The organism is Aeromonas sp. 84A (genome assembly GCF_051919345.1).
GTDB lineage: Bacteria > Pseudomonadota > Gammaproteobacteria > Enterobacterales > Aeromonadaceae > Aeromonas > Aeromonas veronii.
In genome coordinates this window covers 2600225-2617394 of the sequence record NZ_JBQBEW010000001.1, presented here as the reverse complement: position 1 = coordinate 2617394, position 17170 = coordinate 2600225, and the positions used below count along the sequence as shown (strand labels likewise).

The 17170-nt window shown below is 57.0% G+C and carries 13 protein-coding genes; 6 read left to right on the top strand and 7 right to left on the bottom strand.

The window, feature by feature from the left end:
* Positions 1–362 precede the first annotated feature (362 nt).
* The 3 genes from ACTG20_RS11920 (at position 363) to ACTG20_RS11910 (ending at position 4509) form a co-directional block, all read left to right on the top strand.
* A complete protein-coding gene (locus ACTG20_RS11920) occupies positions 363–1649 on the top strand; it encodes an outer membrane protein transport protein (protein WP_005360328.1) in 1287 nt (428 codons plus the stop codon).
* A 252-nt stretch (positions 1650–1901) separates the two neighbouring features.
* A complete protein-coding gene (locus ACTG20_RS11915; RefSeq protein ID WP_439987677.1) occupies positions 1902–3170 on the top strand; it encodes an OmpP1/FadL family transporter in 1269 nt (422 codons plus the stop codon).
* A 115-nt stretch (positions 3171–3285) separates the two neighbouring features.
* Positions 3286–4509 carry an EAL and HDOD domain-containing protein gene (locus ACTG20_RS11910; RefSeq protein ID WP_005333249.1) on the top strand — a complete coding sequence of 408 codons (1224 nt, stop codon included), beginning with the start codon at positions 3286–3288 and terminating at the stop codon, positions 4507–4509.
* Here the strand turns inward: ACTG20_RS11910 and ACTG20_RS11905 are convergent.
* Positions 4506–5681 carry a thiolase family protein gene (locus ACTG20_RS11905; RefSeq protein WP_194494807.1) on the bottom strand — a complete coding sequence of 392 codons (1176 nt, stop codon included), beginning with the start codon at positions 5679–5681 and terminating at the stop codon, positions 4506–4508. The two genes, ACTG20_RS11910 and ACTG20_RS11905, sit on opposite strands and share 4 nt — an antisense overlap.
* Before the next feature lie 122 nt (positions 5682–5803).
* On the opposite strand from ACTG20_RS11905, the gene ACTG20_RS11900 reads away from it, so the two are divergent.
* The gene (locus ACTG20_RS11900; RefSeq protein WP_005360322.1) at positions 5804–6196 is read left to right on the top strand and encodes a MerR family transcriptional regulator; all 393 of its coding nucleotides are present in this window, start codon (positions 5804–5806) and stop codon (positions 6194–6196) included.
* A gap of 106 nt (positions 6197–6302) precedes the next feature.
* Here the strand turns inward: ACTG20_RS11900 and rplY are convergent, their stop codons facing one another.
* From rplY to ACTG20_RS11870, 6 genes are all read right to left on the bottom strand, one after another.
* Positions 6303–6590 (bottom strand): 50S ribosomal protein L25, encoded by a 288-nt coding sequence (gene rplY, locus ACTG20_RS11895; protein ID WP_005333252.1) that lies wholly within the window; start codon positions 6588–6590, stop codon positions 6303–6305.
* Positions 6591–6706: 116 nt separating this feature from the next.
* A complete protein-coding gene (locus ACTG20_RS11890) occupies positions 6707–7594 on the bottom strand; it encodes a hypothetical protein (protein WP_194494808.1) in 888 nt (295 codons plus the stop codon).
* Between the two features lie 95 nt (positions 7595–7689).
* A complete protein-coding gene (hrpA, locus tag ACTG20_RS11885) occupies positions 7690–11604 on the bottom strand; it encodes an ATP-dependent RNA helicase HrpA (RefSeq protein WP_194494809.1) in 3915 nt (1304 codons plus the stop codon).
* Between the two features lie 242 nt (positions 11605–11846).
* The gene (locus tag ACTG20_RS11880) at positions 11847–12269 is read right to left on the bottom strand and encodes a CBS domain-containing protein (RefSeq protein WP_005333273.1); all 423 of its coding nucleotides are present in this window, start codon (positions 12267–12269) and stop codon (positions 11847–11849) included.
* A 120-nt stretch (positions 12270–12389) separates the two neighbouring features.
* Complete coding sequence (locus tag ACTG20_RS11875) at positions 12390–13667, bottom strand: HD-GYP domain-containing protein (protein WP_439987676.1); 1278 nt, start codon at positions 13665–13667, stop codon at positions 12390–12392.
* A gap of 295 nt (positions 13668–13962) precedes the next feature.
* Positions 13963–14145, bottom strand: a complete 183-nt coding sequence (locus ACTG20_RS11870) for a hypothetical protein (RefSeq protein WP_439987675.1) — start codon at positions 14143–14145, stop codon at positions 13963–13965.
* A gap of 364 nt (positions 14146–14509) precedes the next feature.
* Here ACTG20_RS11870 and ACTG20_RS11865 point away from each other — a divergent pair, with 364 nt between their 5' ends.
* Together ACTG20_RS11865 and ACTG20_RS11860 are read left to right on the top strand one after the other, a co-directional pair.
* A complete protein-coding gene (locus tag ACTG20_RS11865) occupies positions 14510–16048 on the top strand; it encodes an arylsulfatase (RefSeq protein WP_223849303.1) in 1539 nt (512 codons plus the stop codon).
* Between the two features lie 143 nt (positions 16049–16191).
* Entirely contained in the window at positions 16192–17169 is a 978-nt protein-coding gene (locus ACTG20_RS11860) for an AAA family ATPase (RefSeq protein WP_439987674.1), read from the top strand.
* Position 17170: the final 1 nt, after the last annotated feature.

Genomic DNA, 17170 nt, shown 5'->3' with positions numbered 1-17170 from the left:
GCAGCGGTCACGAGCCGCTGCCTGTTCTCCCCCTGATTACTCCTCTTTGTCACTCATTTGCCTCAAGATTTCGAAAAATTGACAAAATTATTTTTGTGACGGAGATCGGCAATCCAGGTCAATAATCCACCTTTACACCCTCAAAATGATGAATTAAACAGCAAGTTAAAACAAATGATTAACACATCGATCACTTTTATGTATTCTGCTGTCACTGGTCTGATTTCTTACCTCCTACCAGATCCATAGAATCACGCCAGAATTGATTGGGAAGAAGCTGAAATAAAAACGGATTTTGTCGAGGTTTGCATTGAACGTGCAGCCAATATCGGCAAAAAAATCTGCCTACAAGAGAGAACACCATGACGACAACAATTTTCAAAAAGAGCCTGATTGCCGCCACCATCGCGCTGGCCACCGGTCAAGTCCATGCCGCGGCATTCCAGTTGAACGAGCACTCGGCCTCCGGTCTGGGTCGCGCCTATGCCGGTGAAGCGGCTATCGCCGACAACGCCTCTGTTCTGGCCCGTAACCCGGCCGCCATGACCACCTTCGACAAGATGGCAGTTTCTGTCTCCGGCACCTACATCAAACCGGATGTCGATGTGGATGGTGCTGTTTACGCTGGCGCGAACAAAATGGCGCCAGCCAGCGAAAGTGGCATTGCTCCGGCAGCCTTCGTTCCCGCCTCCTACTTTATTCAGCCGCTGAATGACCAGTGGGCTTGGGGTATTGGCATCTTCTCCAACTACGGTCTCTCCACCGAATACTCCAAAACCTTCCCGGCTGGTGCCGGTGCTGGCGATACCGAGTTGATGACCTTCAATATCAACCCGAACATTGCCTATCGTGTCAACGAACACTTCAGTGTCGGTGCCGGTATCAACGCCGTTTACGGTGCCGCCGAACTCAACCGCTATGCCGGTCTGCTGGGCCCACTGAACCCACCTAGCCAAGGTGGCCCGCTGCCGACAGATACTCGTCTGGCTCACCTTAAAGGCGACACCTGGGGCTTTGGCTGGAACGTTGGTACCCTGTATGAAGTCAATGAAAACCATCGCTTCGCACTGACCTACCGTTCACAAGTCGATATGAGCTTTGACGGTGATTTCCAAGGCGCAAGCTCACTGAATCGCACCGTGGATGGCAACCTGAAGCTGGATCTGCCTGCACAAGCCGAGTTCGCCGGTTACCATCGCCTGAGCCCGCAGTTTGCTGTTCATTACTCTGTAAACTGGACTGACTGGAGCGCCTTCCAGGAGCTGAAAGCAACCAGCAGCCAATGTGCTGGCGGCGTATGTCTGCAAAAGGATGAGAAGTTCAAAGATTCTACTCGCTACTCCATCGGTGGTACCTGGTATATCAACCCGGCATGGGAAGCTCGCATGGGCTTTGCCTATGACAACACCCCGATCGAAGCTGACTACCGCAGCCTGAGCATTCCCGACTCAGACCGTATCTGGTACAGCGCCGGTGCCACCTACCATATCAACACCGATATGAGCGTTGACTTTGGTATGGCTTATCTGGACGGTAAAGAAGTTGACGTCAACGAAGGTCTGCGTAGCCACTCCGACAGCCTGCGTTGGAAAGGAACTTCCCACGGCAACGCCTTCCTGGCCTCTGCCCAGTTCAACATGAAGTTCTGATTATTGATAGAATGGAAAGAGCGCCGGCGGGCGCTCTTTTTTTATCCGACAAAACCATCTCAGCGCACACATGTAGCACACACGTGTATATTTTTCTTTTCTAATCAATCTATTAGAGTGCATCATCCCAGCATTTAATCTCGTTTTATCCAGATACTGGCCATTATCGTTGCCTTACTGGTCATACCATATAAAATCCTGCCTCCATTCATATGACCTATTGAACCTTCGGGTAACAGCAAGGATTTTGCCATGCATCCCATCATCAAACCGTCCGCCATCGCCCTGCTGGTGATCGCGGGTCAGACTCATGCCGCTGGATTCCAGCTGGCTGAACAGTCCGCTACAGGCCTGGGACGCGCCTTTGCCGGTGAGGCCGCCATCGCGGATAACGCCAGTGTGCTCTCCCGCAATGCAGCAGCCATGACCCGCTTCGATCAGATGGCGCTCTCTGGCGGAGTCATCTATGTCAGTCCTGACGTCAATATTGAAGGTAACACCCGCTTGCCGACCAAAGCCGGCATCGTCACCTCCGATGCCAGTGCACACGATATCGCCGCCGCAGCCTGGGTACCCAACGCCTATCTGATCATTCCACTCAATGAGCAGTGGCGACTAGGCTTCTCGGCAACCTCTTACTACGGCCTTGGCGTCAAGATGCCGGATAACTACAGCGCGGGACACTTTGGCAATGTCTCCGATATCAAGACCATGGATCTGGGTACCTCACTCGCCTATCGCATCAATGAGATGTGGTCAATTGGTGCCGGGATCTCTGCTATTCAGGGCGAAGGCGAAGTCGGTGGCACCTTCCCTTCTCGCAACCTGATCGCAAAACATTTGCAAGGGGACGGCTGGGCATGGGGCTGGAATGTCGGCACTTTGCTGGAGTTGTCCGAACAAACCCGAATTGGCCTCTCCTACCGTCACGATGTCACTTTGACCCTCTCGGGAGATGCTATCGTGGGCCGCCCCAATGCAGATGGCTCCGTTACCGAGATCAGAGATACCGGCAGTCTGGATCTGCCGTTGCCAGCGACGGCAGAGTTGGCGGCATTCCATCAGCTGACTGACAAGCTGGCTATCCACGGCAGCCTGAACTGGACCAACTGGAGCAAATTCGTTCAGTTGGAAGCTGATCTCAACAATTTGCAGAGCATGCACATCAAGGACGAGCACTGGGAAGATAGCTGGCGCTACGCCATCGGTATGACCTATCAGGTCACTCCCAAGTGGCAACTGCGCTCCGGCGTTGCCTATGACGCCAGCCCGGTGCCAGCCGATCGTCGTACCATTTCCATCCCGGATGCCGATCGCCTCTGGTACAGCCTGGGAATGGGGTATCAGTTCACGCCCAACCTGACCGTGGATCTGGGGCTGACCCTGATCGATGGCAAAAAGGTGGATGTCACTGAAAAAATGGAGCTGCAACCGGGTAATCCGATGACGACCTCCACCTTCCAGGGCACTTCTGAAGGGGATGCCTGGCTGGCAGGTGCACAATTGAGCTATCTCTTCTAAATTCCTTCCCTGCAAAAAACGCTATGCCAATTATTGCCTTACCCAATAAGGTGAACACTGGCATAGTGTTCTGCAACACCATAAAATCAACCCAGTACCTTTACTGGAGCAAGGCATGTATTCCTACGTAGCAAGACAGCCGATCCTCGACAGAGACCTCAAAACTCATGCCTATGAGCTGCTCTTTCGCGATAGTCTGAATAATGTCTTCCCGAGCATCTCCTCCCAACAGGCGACGTCACGCCTGGTGGTCGAACAGTTCCTGCAACAGAATATCGATCAGCTCTTGGGCGGCCGCCCCTGCTTTATTAATTTCCCCCACTCACTGCTGCTGGAAGGATTGGCAGAGTGCCTGCCGCCCGAAAAAGTGGTGATTGAGATCCTGGAAGATTCCCCACCGGATGATGCCCTGCTGGAAAAGGTGAAACAGTTGCACAAGCTGGGATATCAACTGGCACTCGATGACTTCACCATGTCGCCGGATTGGGAGCGCTTCCTCCCCTTTATCCACATCATCAAGTTTGATCTTCGTGCCACCCCCCTGATGCAGATCAAAGTGTTTATCCAGCGGCATCAGACGCTGGGGCTCACCTATCTGGCGGAAAAAGTAGAGGACAAGGCGGAGTTCGAGCGGGTCAAACAGCTGGGGATCCAGCTGTTCCAGGGCTTTTTCTTCAGCAGACCCGAGATGGTCAAGCAAGCCACCATGGAGCCTGCGCAAGTCGTGGTGATGCAGTTGCTCAACGTGGTCAACGAGGCAGAGCCTGATATCAACAAGATTGAGCAGCTGCTCGGTCAGGATATCTCCCTTTCCCTCAAGCTGTTGCGCTATGTCAACCATCTCAAAGGTCACACCAACCCTATTTCGTCATTTCGCCAGGCTGCCATCTATCTGGGCAACACCCAGCTAAAGCGCTTTGTCTCGCTAGTAGCCGCGACCAGCGCCGGCAAGGGCAAGAGCGCCGAACTCTACCAGATGTCGATGATCCGTGCCCGATTCTGTGAACTGCTGGCTCATGCCCACGCCCCGAGCCAGCAGGCACAACAAGCCTTTATCACCGGTCTCTTCTCCCTGCTGGATGTACTGATGGAGCAGCCGATGGACAAACTGCTCGGCACTATCCCTCTTATCGACGATATTCGGCTGGCGCTGCTGGAGCGCAAAGGCAATCTCGGTTTCTACCTCGCATTTTGTGAAGATTACGAAAGCGCCAACTGGTCACGGGTCACGGCCAGAACAGCCCGCCTGGGGCTGAGCGAGGATAAGGTGAGTCACCTCTATCTGGCCGCCACCACCTGGGTCACGGAACAACTGCTGGCGATGGAAGCCACCAATTAATTCGCCTCATCATTCACTTCGACCGCGATAGCGGTCGCCTCCCCGCCCCCGATACAGAGCGCGGCTACGCCTCGCCGCAGACCCCGTTGCCGCAGCGCGGCGATCAGCGTCACCAGAATGCGCGCGCCACTCGCCCCCAACGGATGACCGAGTGCACAGGCCCCACCATGCACATTAACCTTGTGATGAGGGATGCCGACCCCGCTCATGGCCAGCATGGTGACCATGGCGAAGGCCTCGTTGATCTCAAAGAGATCCACCTCTTCCACCGACCATGCCAGACGCGCCAGCAAGCGTGAAATGGCGCCAATGGGTGCAGAGGTAAACTCGGCGGGCAATGCTGCATGGCTCTGATAACCGACAATCCGTGCCAGCACTGGTACCTGCCAGGCTTGCGCCGTGGCGCCATCCATCAATATCAGCGCCGCCGCACCATCCGAGATGGAGCTTGAATTGGCCGCTGTAATAGAGCCTTCCTTGCCAAACGCAGGCTTCAGGGTCGGGATCTTCTCCGGTTTGCCCTTGCCGGGCTGCTCGTCTTCGGCCAGCAACAAGCGATCATCGCGATAGACACTTGCCAGCTCGGATGCAAACGCGCCGGCTTGCTGCGCATCGCGGGCCCGCTGCAATGACGCCAGGGCAAACTCATCCATGGCAGTGCGGGTCAAACCGGCCTGATCGGCGCTGCGCTGGGCATGTATCCCCATCAGCTGGCCATCATAGGCATCTTGCAAACCGTCGAGGAATAGGTGGTCCAGCACCTTTTGATGCCCCATCCGAAAGCCGCTACGGGCGTTATCCAGCAGATAGGGGGCACGGCTCATGCTCTCCATCCCCCCCGCGACCACCACCCTGTTGTCACCAAGGCGGATGGTATCTGCCGCCAGCATCACTGCTTTCATGCCGGATCCGCACACCTTGTTGACCGTGGTAGCAGGCACACTATCTGGCAACCCTGCTTTCAACAACGCCTGCCGGGCTGGCGCTTGCCCCACGCCCGCCGCCAGCACATTGCCCATAAACACTTCATCGACCTGCTCCGGACTCAGCCCACTTTGCTGCAGTGCCGCCTCGATGGCACCGGCACCCAACTCAGGCGCAGTTACCTCTGCCAATGCCCCCTGAAACGCCCCCATCGGAGTCCGTTTTGCCGCCACAATTGCAATATCCATTTGCCTGCCTCTCTTTGTTACATGACCATAACATAGGGGTTCTGACGCAATGGAACAAGAGTTGCAGTGCAGTTTACGTTTAGGTAAGGTGCAAACAGGATTTAGTTCGCCAAGAAGTCTGTATGAACAACAAGGATGAAGGACGGCGCTTCAGCATCAGTGAGCTGGCCCGGGAATTTGATATTACGACGCGCAGTATCCGTTTCTACGAGGATCAGGGGTTGCTCAATCCCGCCCGAGAGGGACAAACCCGCATTTACAGCAAGCAGGATCGGGTTCGCCTCAAGCTCACCCTGCGCGGCAAGCGGCTCGGATTCAGCCTCGCCGAGATCCGCGAGCTGTTTGATCTCTATGATGCCGACAAGAGCAGCCGCACCCAGTTACAGACCATGCTGGGACTGGTTGAGGAGAAACGGGAGACACTGCAACAGCAGATGGAAGATATCAGGATGGTACTGCTGGAGCTGGATGCTGCCGAGCAGCGCTGCCAACAGGCCCTTAGCCAGCTGGGATAACCGCCTCGTTGGCTTATCAGGTAAGTCCTTTCCGCCCGCTCACAAGATGCCAGATAGCAAAAAGCCACTCCTGAGAGTGGCTTTTCTTCAACCTGACGGTTCGCAATTAAACGCGAACGAAGTCCAGGTGGATCAGCTTGTAACGTACCGGGTGACGCTGGATAGCTTTCACTTTTACGTTAACTTCTTCACCGTTGATAACCAGAGTCAGTACAGACTCATAGAATTCCGGCTTCTCTTGAGCCAGGATCATTTTCTTGTGGTCAACAGTGATGGACAGGGCTTCTTTGCCTGCACCGTAAACGATGGCAGGAACTTGGTCAGCTTGACGCAGGCGGCGGCTCGCACCTTTCCCCAGGTCAGAACGGACTTCAGCTTGGAATACGAAAGACATAGTATGTATCTCTTTTGGATGAATTTATGGTGCTAACTGCGACCGGTCAGCACCTCGCAAAACGAGCGCGAATACTACCACGGGCAAAATTCGGATACAAGGCACCGACTCTGCATTTAGCGCCCCTGCTCCAACCGGGCGAATTGCTGCTGACGCTGGGCTGGGCTCAGGGCATCAAACCGCGCCAGGGTCTCGGCGCGCGGGCAGTAGAGTCCCTCCCCCGTTCTGACCCGAATGCTCTTGCCAAGCCGCGGCTGATTCTCAGCCACCAGCGCCAGCAAATAGCTGTAGGTATCTGCTCCCTGGGCGCTGGATAACTGATTCGCTATACGCCACAGGGTCTCCCCTGCTGCGACCTGATGACACACAGTTTGTGGACCGCCGGCCGCAGGAGCCGAGAGGGTAAGCATGGCGTCACTGCCTGCGGATAAGCTAGCCGTGTGGCTGGCGAGTGCCATATGGGCGCTCGCTAGTCCCTCATCTCCTTGGGTACCACTCATCCCCGCTGTGCGAAAGGTCACCCCCAGCTGAGCGAGCAGAGGTTCGCTCTCGTCGGGGTCGCTGGGCATATCAACACCACCGAACGCGTCTTGAGGTGTGCGGAACTCGGCGATAAAGGGCGCGACAGGTTGCGCGTAATAAGCAGGGGACCCACTCCCCTGCTGCACGATTGCACCAGCCGCAACAGCCTGCCCGGGGACAACCCCGTAAGCCATCTCGTCGATGCGCCGCAGCCTTGCCAGATAGGTTTTGGAGAGCTGCGCCTCCCCCTCGAACAGATCGAAAGGGGGGACAAGCCGGGCGGGAAAGAGGATCTGCCAGCGACCGTGCTTCTGCTTTTGGGCCAGCGGCGGAAACTGATTGCCACGCCAGGCCACAAACATCGCAGGCGGCGTGCGCGCCAGCGGGTAATATTCCGGGTTCAACTGCACCCAGGTTTGTTCCGCGATGGGTTGATAACCGCTGATCACCACCTGCGCCACACTCAACCAGATCCCCAGCATCCTTGCCTCCCTGACTTGCGGTTTGAAGGGGCTACCTGACCGGCAACCCCTTCTCAGCACCCGCTATCATGCTGTTAAAACAGTTAGATAGCAGCTTAGCACTGAGCGATGGCGTTAAGCACCCGTTTATCGGAGACCGGATAAGGGGTCCCCAGATTCTGGGCAAAGAACGACACCCGCAGCTCCTCGATCATCCAGCGGATATTGGCCACCTCGGTGGGAACAAGCTGGGATTTGGGGATCTTGGCCAGCAGCGCCTTGTACTCCGACTCCACACTGTGCACCTTGAGCATGTAGACCCGATCTCGGTTGGGATCGATAGCCAGCTTCTCCAGGCGACGCTCGATGGCCCGCAGGTAACGCAAGAGGTCCGGCAGCCGCTGCCAGCCGGTCTCGGTGACAAAGCCCTTGTGGATAAGGTTGCCGAGCTGCTGCTGGATATCGGACATGGCAAAGGCGGTGTCGAGCTGCATCTTGCCCTTGAGCCGTTTCTTGATCTCATGGGACAGCGTCAGCACGGCCTCCACCTGCTTGGCTACCTCCACCACCGCATCGTTGAGCTCGGCACGGACAAACTCCTTGAGCGCCTCGAAACCGACCTCGTCCCAAGCCAGTCCGCCATGCTGCTCAATCAGCTTGTCGCAGCCACAGGCGATACAGTCATCAATCAGCTCCGCCACCTTGCCAAACGGGTTGAAATAGAGCCCGAGCTTGGCCTTGTTGGGCAGCTTCTCCTGCAGATACTTGATGGGAGATGGCACGTTGAGCAGCACCAGCCGGCGCTGACCGGCCCACATCAGCTGCTGCTGCACCACCGGACTCTCCACCAGCTGGATGGCGACCGAATCTTTCTCGTCTACCAACGCCGGATAAGCTTTCACCTCGAAGCCGCCGCGCTTCTGGCTGTACTCCTGAGGCAACTCGCCAAAGCTCCACAGAGTGAGGCCGGACTGCTCGATATCATCGTCCGCCACTTGTGACAGGGTCTCCTGTACCTTGCCACGCAGGGACTCTTTCAATGCCTCCAGGTCTTTCCCTTCCGCCACTTTCTTGTGTTTGTCGTCCACCACCCGGAAGGTGAGTTTCAGGTGATCGGGCACCGAATTCCAGTCCCAGGATTCGCGGGGCACGGTCACGCCGGTCATCCGGCGAAGTTGACGCTCCATCTCGTCCAGCAGCGGTCCCTGCTCGGGGTTGATGCTGGCAAGCAGCGCATCGGCGTAGTTCGGCGCCGGCACGAAATTCTTGCGCATCGGCTTGGGCATCGACTTGATAAGGGCCACCAACAGCTCGTGGCGCAGCCCGGGGATCAGCCACTCAAACCCCTTCACCTCCACCTGATTCAGGAGCGGCAGCGGGATATGCAGGGTCACGCCATCGGCGGCCTCCCCCGGCTCGAACTGATAGGTCAGCTTGAGCTTGAGACGCCCCTGCTGCCAGAAGTTGGGGTAGTCGAGATCGCTGATGTGGGCCGCATCCCCCTTCATCAGCATCTCTTTCTCGAAGTTGAGCAGTTCGGGATCCCGCTTTTGCGCCTCTTTCCACCACTTGTCGAAGTGGCGGGAGGAGATCACCTCCTCCGGCAAACGAGCATCGTAGAAGCGGAACAAGTCCTCGTCATCCACCAGGATGTCGCGCCGACGGGACTTGTGCTCCAGCGCCTCCACCTCGGCCAAGAGCTTGCGATTGTCGCTGAAGAAACGGTGACGGGTCTCGAAATCCCCCTCCACCAACGCGCGGCGTATAAAGAGCTCGCGGCACAGCGCCGGATCGATACGGCTGAAGTTGATGGTGCGCTCGTTGACCAGTGTCAGGCCATACAGCGTCACCTTCTCCTTGGCCATCACGGCGCCGTTTTTCTTCGACCAGTGGGGGTCGCTGTGGTGCAGCTTGATGAGATGACCCGCCAGCGGCTCTACCCACTCGGGTTCAATCTTGGCGTTGATGCGGGCGTAGAGACGCGAGGTTTCCACCAATTCTGCTGCCATCACCCACTTGGGCGGCTTCTTGAACAGACCCGAGGCCGGGAAGAGGTGGAAGCGGCCGTTGCGGGCGCCGAGAAACTCCGGTTTTTCCAGATCCTTGTTGCCGATATGGCTCAAGAGGCCGGTCAGCAGCGCGCAGTGCACCGTCTTGAAATCTGCCGGTTCATGGTTGGCTTTAAAACCAAGCTCCTTGACCGTCTGACGCAGCTGGAAGTGAATGTCCTGCCATTCGCGCACCCGCAGGTAGGAGAGAAACTCCTTCTGGCACATGCGGCGAAACGGGTTGCTGCCAAGGGCATCCTGCTGCTCTTTCAGGTAGTTCCACAGATTGACAAAGGCGAAGAAGTCGGAATCCTTGTCCTCAAAGCGCCTGTGTTGCTCATCGGCGGCCTGCTTCTTCTCCATGGGTAGCTCACGGGGATCCTGAATGCTGAGGGCCGCGGTGATCACCATCACCTCGCTCAAGCAGCCGGTCTGCGCCGCGCTGATCACCATCTTCGCCAAACGCGGATCAAGGGGGATGCGCGAGAGCTGGCGACCGGTCTCGGTCAGCTGCAACTTGGCTTCGCGCTCGCCGGTGGCGGGCAGCTCGCGCACCGCCTCCAGCTCTTTCAAGAGAGTCAGGCCATCCTTGATATGGCGCGACTCTGGTGGCTCGACGAAGGGGAAAGCCTCCATATTGCCAAGGCCGAGCGCCAGCATCTGCAGGATGACGGAGGCCAGGTTGGTGCGCAGGATCTCGGGGTCGGTGAAGGCAGGGCGGCTGTTAAAATCCTCCTCCGAGTAGAGGCGGATACAGATGCCGTCCGCCACCCGACCGCAACGCCCTTTACGCTGGTTGGCGCTGGCCTGGGAGACCGGCTCGATGGGCAGGCGCTGCACCTTGGTACGCCAGGAGTAGCGGCTGATGCGGGCTGTGCCCGGATCGATGACGTAGCGAATGCCCGGCACCGTCAGCGAGGTCTCCGCCACGTTGGTGGCAAGCACGATGCGCCGCCCAGCATGGGGCTGGAACACCTTGTTCTGCTCGGCGTTGGAGAGGCGGGCGTAGAGCGGCAGCACCTCGGTGTCGCGCAGATTGAGCTTGCGCAAGGCATCGGCGGTATCGCGGATCTCCCGCTCGCCGTTCATGAAGATAAGAATGTCCCCGAGCCCCTCGCGGGCCAGCTCTTCCACTGCGTCGAAGATGCCCTGCAGTTCGTCGCGCTCTTCAAGACCTTCGCTCTTGTCACTGCTTTTTTTATCAACAAATAGCGGACGGTAGCGCACCTCCACCGGATAAGTGCGACCGGAGACCTCGATCACCGGCGCCTTGTTGAAATGGCGGGAGAAACGTTGCGGGTCTATGGTGGCCGAGGTGATGATCACCTTGAGATCGGGGCGCTTGGGCAGCAGTTGCTTGAGATAGCCCAGAATGAAGTCGATATTGAGGCTGCGCTCGTGGGCCTCATCGATGATGATGGTGTCGTACTGGGTGAGCATCCGGTCGTTCTGGATCTCCGCCAGCAAAATACCGTCAGTCATCAGCTTGATGTGGGTCTGCTCGCTCACCTGATCGGTAAAGCGTACCTTGTAACCCACGTAGTGACCGAGTTCGGACTCCATCTCCTCGGCAATACGGGCCGCCACAGTGCGGGCCGCCAGACGGCGCGGCTGGGTGTGGCCGATGAAGCCCTTGACCCCACGCCCGAGGGCCAGACAGATCTTGGGGATCTGGGTGGTTTTGCCCGAGCCTGTTTCCCCTGCAATGATCACCACTTGATGTTCTTGAATGGCCTTGGCGATCTCAGCCTGCTTCTGGCTGACCGGCAGGTTGTCCGGATAGGTGACCTTGGGCACACCGGCCAGACGGGTTTGATAGCGCGCTTGCGCGGCATCCAGATCGGCAGCGATGGTCTCCAGCACGGCAGCCTGTTTGCCTTCAGGCAGCTTCTTGACCCCGTGCAGACGGCTGGAAAGGCGGCGGGCGTCGAGGTTCATGCAGGCAGAGAGACGGCGGCGCAGCGCCTCGATAGAGAGAGACAAGGTAGGAATTCCTTAAAATAAGTGCCCAGAGGGGCCATATCGATAAGCTGGGAGCGATCCTAAAGAGCGAGCGGGGGCGGTGCAAGCCTTAACGTAGCGTTATATATGGGAAGACAGAGAGATTGGCCGATCCTCATATATGGCAGAACAATTATTGTAAGATGGCATAACACGAATAAATGGCAGCATATGAAATATGCCAAGGCAAGCCGAAGCTTGCCTTGGGAGAGAGAAAAACAGGGTTAACCGTGGGTGTGATGGACAAAACAGGTAGTGAGCTGGGCGTGAATGGCCTGCATGACGTTGTGGCGATTGATGACACCGAGCAGACGCCCTTCCTCCACTACCGGATAGATCTTCGGCTTTTGCCCCATCATCATCTCCGCCAGACTCAAAATGCTGGTATCGGGTCCCACCGACAACACCTCCTTGCGCATCACATCCTTGACCTGCGCCACCTGTTCGCAGTGATAGGCCTCCTTAAGCAGCACTGCGATGCAATCCTGCTCGGAGATCCAGCCAATCAGATGGCCCTGCCCATCCACCACCGGGCCACCGAGCTGATGACTGTTCAGAAATTTCTCGACCGCAGCTTGCACCATCATGTCGGCAGTGAAGGTGATGGGTCTGCTCTGCATATAATCCTTGGCTTTTAGCGATTCCATATCTGCTCCCCTACGGTAGTCCATCAAGCTGGCGTCTTGTGCGCCGGTACCGGCACCATGCTCGGCTTGTTCCAAGCATAGCTGGCTCGCGGCAGTATGAGTCAGCGGCCAGCCTCTCCCTCAATTGGTGTCATGATCCGGCTCGCGATCCGGAATGGCTGCCATCATCATCTGCGGCAGGTGATCGGCCAGCACCGCCACCACAGCGGGATCGACCCGCCCCTGATCCGCCAGTTGCTGCATAAAGGTCAATGCGTCACGAGCCGGCAGACCGCGGCGATAAGGTCTGTCCTGCACCATTGCCTGAAAAATATCAGCGACCCGCAGGATCCGCGCTTCGAGCGCCATGGCGGATGCCGGCAGGTGGAACGGATAGCCCTCCCCGTCAGGCTCCTCATGGTGATAGGCCGCCCAACAGGCAATCTCCTCAAACCCTTCGATATGACGCAGGATCTGGTAAGTCTCGAAGCTGTGGGTATTGATGATGGCCCGCTCCTCTTTCGTCAGGCTGGCAGGCTTGTCGAGGATCTCGTCCGGCACCCTGAGCTTGCCCAGATCATGCAGCAAACCGGCGATCTCCAGCATGTCGCAATGGATGGCACTGACTCCCATCTGCTCGGCCAATGCCCGAGACAACCTGCTCACACCGAGTGAATGCGTCATCGTGAATGGGCTTTTGGCGTCGACAATGCCGGAGAAGATCTGCGCCAGCGCTTTTAGCTCCCCGTTGAAGGTCAGGCAAGGCTCCCGCACCTGCAGCATCTCCAGCATGTAATCATTGATGGAGCGCGCTTCCAGCTGCAGCCAGAATGCCTCAGAGCGAGACGCCTTGAGGAAAGCATCCACCAGCTCGGGGGCAAAGAACTCGTCACGGAAATCCTGCAGGCGTGCGCGGATCTCGTTGGTATGCATCAACAATGAACCATCACCATAGTAGGGCGCCGCCAACGCATCGCAGCGATCCACCAGAAAGATAAGGTTGGCCTGACGAGCTACATTGGGGTCCACATCGGCCATCTCGCGCAACAGGTGCCAGTGGGTATGGTGATAACGGATAGGCAGGGCCAGCGGGGCCAGCAAACGGAAATCCTTGAGCAGCTGATATCCCACCTCGCAGTGGCGCTGGGAGGACTCCCAATCGAACTCGCTGACCAGATGGTGATGGGTGATGGTCGAGGAGACACCGATATCATGCAGCACCCCCAGCTCGAACAGCAGACAGCGTTCGGCCTCACTCATCCCCAGCTCCCGGCTGCACTCGGCAGCCATAATCCCGACCCGTTTACCGTGGGCCACATCGCCAATGCCCACCAGATCCAGCGAGGCTGACAGGGCATACACCACCTGCCTTAGATCCACTTGCAATGAAAAGGGGGCTGTGCCCTGCGCTCTGTCCATGATCCGGGTCCCATGCGATGTTGTCGTATCAAACTGGCGCTGTTTTATGCCTCGCCTTCTATCAACTTAGTCAATAGCCGAGCCTTTTACCTTGTTTTTATAGGCATTTATGACCTTGGCACCTTGAAAAGACAAAGATCACAGCTGGATTTATTTGGCCACTCCCATTCAAGTCATATTTATCCATTCAAAAATATGCAAGTAGACTTTTTAAATCTCGCGTAGAGATTGTGAGCATTTTTAAAACGCATATCTGAACGAAACAATCAACACCTCCACTTTACTTAATTATGACTTAATCAGAATTAAAGAGTGCTCGGTTTGCCAGTAAGAATTTTAAATAAAGGCACACCACAACGCCCATAACTGCCACCATCCCCAAATTAATTAACCAAACTGTGAACTCCATCACCCATTTATTCGCCTTGTCGCCATCGATAGCGGTAGACACCTCCGCCTTCTGGATACAGTTTCCCATGCTCGCTCCAGTCCACCAGATAGCCTGCGACCAAAGGGTTGGAGAGAAAATATCGGATAACCAGCGGTTATATTCGCTATAAGGCGACAAGGATAAACGGGATTTATAGAGTGAAACTGTTGAAAGCTGATTTCCAAGCTGCGGTTAACTCGGGCTATTCAGGTCATATCACTCTTTGCAGGTCATAACGATAGCGATAAAGGAGAATGTGCCCATCCGGGTATTCCATCCCCTCCAACAGCCTGCACGGGATGATATTTCCACCGAGTTAAACGCACGCTGCTTTCATCGCCCATTTTGTGTACCAATTCACATCAGATTAGGAGTGGAGCCAATAATGGCCATTCAAATAAACAAAATAGCCATGAGCCTTGCCTTAATGGCCACCGCTGGTAGTGCCACAGCAGCCGCCAAGCCCAATATTCTTGCCATCATGGGCGATGACATCGGCTACTGGAACATCAGTGCCTACAACCAGGGGATGATGGGCTACCAGACCCCGAACCTGGACAGGATCGCCAATGAAGGGGCCCTCTTTACCGATCACTACGGTCAGCAATCCTGCACCGCCGGCCGTGCCGCATTCATTACCGGTGAAGAGCCATTCCGTACCGGTCTGCTGACCATCGGCATGCCCGGATCCACCCACGGCATTCCGGATTGGGCACCCACCATCGGTGATCTGCTCAAAGAGCAAGGTTACATGACGGCTCAGTTCGGCAAGAACCATTTGGGCGATCAGAACCAGCACCTGCCGACCAAGCACGGCTTCGACGAGTTCTTCGGAAACCTCTATCACCTGAATGCAGAAGAAGAACCGGAAACCTACTACTACCCGAAAGATCCGGAGTTCAAGAAGAAGTTCGGCCCACGCGGCGTCATCAAATCTTCTGCCGACGGCAAGATTGAAGATACCGGCCCCATGACCCGCAAGCGCATGGAACATGCTGACGAAGAGTTCCTCGAGTCTTCGCTGGCGTTCATGGAGAAAGCAGTCAAGGCCAAGAAGCCCTTCTTCATCTGGCACAACGCCACCCGCATGCACGTCTGGACCCGTCTGCAAGAGAAGTATCAGGGTAAATCCGGTGTCAGCATCTATGCCGATGGCATGCTGGAGCACGATGATCAGGTGGGGATCCTGCTCGACAAACTGGACGAGCTGGGGGTCGCCGACAACACCATCGTGATCTACACCACTGACAACGGCGCCGAGACCGTCAGCTGGCCGGATGGCGGCACCACCCCATTCTACGGCGAAAAAGGCACCACATGGGAAGGCGGGATGCGGGTTCCGCAACTGGTTCGCTGGCCGGGCGTGATCAAGCCAGGCACCAAGGTCAACGCCATGATGGCCCATCAGGACTGGATGCCGACCCTGTTGGCCGCTGCCGGTGTACCGGATGTGAAAGAGAAGCTGGCCAAGGGCTACAAGGCCAACGGCAAACAGTGGCGGGTGAAACTGGACGGTTACAACTTCATGCCGTACCTCGCAGGAAAAGCTGACACCTCCCCACGCAACTCCATGCTCTACTTCTCCTCAAACGGCGAACTCAACGCCGTGCGCTGGAATGACTTCAAGCTTAACTTTGCCACCATGGAGGGCAACATCACCGACGCGGCGCGTGTGACTCCGAACTGGCCGCAGATCATCAACCTGCGCGCAGATCCGTTCGAGAAGGCACCGCATGAGTCAGGCATGTATCTGCGCTGGATGGCAGACAACATGTGGCTGTTCGTACCTGCGCAGGGGATCCTGAAAGAGTTCTTCGACACTCTGCCCAACTACCCGATGCAGCAGAGCTTCCAGATGAACCCGGCCAGCATTAGCTCCCAGAGCCTGATGCTCAAGGGCAAACTGGCAGAGCTGGACGCACTCAAACAAAAAGTCGCCACCATCAAGTAAGGCGGTGACTCCAACGCCCATCACTCTCTGGTGGGCGTTTTCAATTTCCAGCCGGACGCCCCGTGCCGGCTGGAAATTGAAAACCCGTTGGCCCCCTCCTAGCCCTATCTCTGTCTCGTTAAATGTACCCTGTGGAAAACCCTATGAACCCCTTGCAACAACAGATCTCGCAACTCATCGAACAGGTTGGTCACAGTGTGGTCGGCCAGTCCCATGTGATCCGCGCCCTGGTCATCGGCCTGCTGACCAATAGCCACGTGCTCCTTGAAGGTTTGCCCGGCACCGCCAAGACCCGCTCGATCAAGGCGCTGGCAGAAGCCCTCAATACCAGCTTCGGCCGCATTCAGTTCACCCCCGATCTGCTCCCCTCCGATGTGACCGGCACCGAGATGTATCAGGAGCATGACGGAGCCCACCAGTTGCGTTTCCAGCCAGGCCCCATCTTCAACAGCATCGTACTGGCCGATGAAGTGAACCGCGCCCCCGCCAAGGTACAAGCGGCGCTGCTGGAGGCGATGGCAGAAGGCACCGTTACCGTCGGTGACAAGAGCCATCGCCTGCCCGAGCTCTTTATGGTGCTGGCCACCCAGAACCCCATCGAGCAGGAGGGGACCTACCCGCTGCCAGAAGCCCAGATGGACCGTTTTGCCCTCAAGGTCTCGGTCGCCTACCCCGATGATGAGGCAGAGCTTGCCATCATTCGGCTGGTGCGGGCCGAAGAGCGCGGTACCCGCCAGCAGAACGAGGGGTTCGCCCCCCTCTCCCCTGAACTCATCTTGCAGGCCAGATCAGAGCTCTCGGCCATGACGGTCTCACCGCTGGTGGAGCACTACATCATTGCGCTGGTCATGGCGACCCGACACCCCGATCGCTACCCGGCCACCGGGCTGCCACAGTGGATTGCGGTCGGCGCCAGCCCCCGCGCATCCATTGCTCTGGACAAGTGCGCCCGCGCCTATGCCTGGCTGCAAGGGCGCAACCATGTGCTGCCCGACGATGTGCGCGCCATGGTGCCCAGCGTGCTTGGCCACCGCTTTACCCTCAGCTATGACGCGCTGGCAGATGGGGTGGATCACCAGCAGGTGGTGATGACTCTGCTCGATCACGTCGTCATCGGGTAAG

Bases quoted from the DNA above. Each gene is read 5' to 3' on its own strand.
- ACTG20_RS11915 (WP_439987677.1), top strand. From the start codon at position 1,902: ATGCATCCCATCATCAAACCGTCCGCCATCGCCCTGCTGGTGATCGCG.
- ACTG20_RS11890 (WP_194494808.1), bottom strand. From the start codon at position 7,594: ATGCTGGGGATCTGGTTGAGTGTGGCGCAGGTGGTGATCAGCGGTTAT.
- ACTG20_RS11905 (WP_194494807.1), bottom strand. From the start codon at position 5,681: ATGGATATTGCAATTGTGGCGGCAAAACGGACTCCGATGGGGGCGTTT.
- ACTG20_RS11875 (WP_439987676.1), bottom strand. From the start codon at position 13,667: ATGGACAGAGCGCAGGGCACAGCCCCCTTTTCATTGCAAGTGGATCTA.
- ACTG20_RS11870 (WP_439987675.1), bottom strand. From the start codon at position 14,145: ATGGGAAACTGTATCCAGAAGGCGGAGGTGTCTACCGCTATCGATGGC.
- ACTG20_RS11910 (WP_005333249.1), top strand. From the start codon at position 3,286: ATGTATTCCTACGTAGCAAGACAGCCGATCCTCGACAGAGACCTCAAA.
- ACTG20_RS11920 (WP_005360328.1), top strand. From the start codon at position 363: ATGACGACAACAATTTTCAAAAAGAGCCTGATTGCCGCCACCATCGCG.
- ACTG20_RS11860 (WP_439987674.1), top strand. From the start codon at position 16,192: ATGAACCCCTTGCAACAACAGATCTCGCAACTCATCGAACAGGTTGGT.
- ACTG20_RS11880 (WP_005333273.1), bottom strand. From the start codon at position 12,269: ATGGAATCGCTAAAAGCCAAGGATTATATGCAGAGCAGACCCATCACC.
- rplY (WP_005333252.1), bottom strand. From the start codon at position 6,590: ATGTCTTTCGTATTCCAAGCTGAAGTCCGTTCTGACCTGGGGAAAGGT.
- ACTG20_RS11900 (WP_005360322.1), top strand. From the start codon at position 5,804: ATGAACAACAAGGATGAAGGACGGCGCTTCAGCATCAGTGAGCTGGCC.
- ACTG20_RS11865 (WP_223849303.1), top strand. From the start codon at position 14,510: ATGAGCCTTGCCTTAATGGCCACCGCTGGTAGTGCCACAGCAGCCGCC.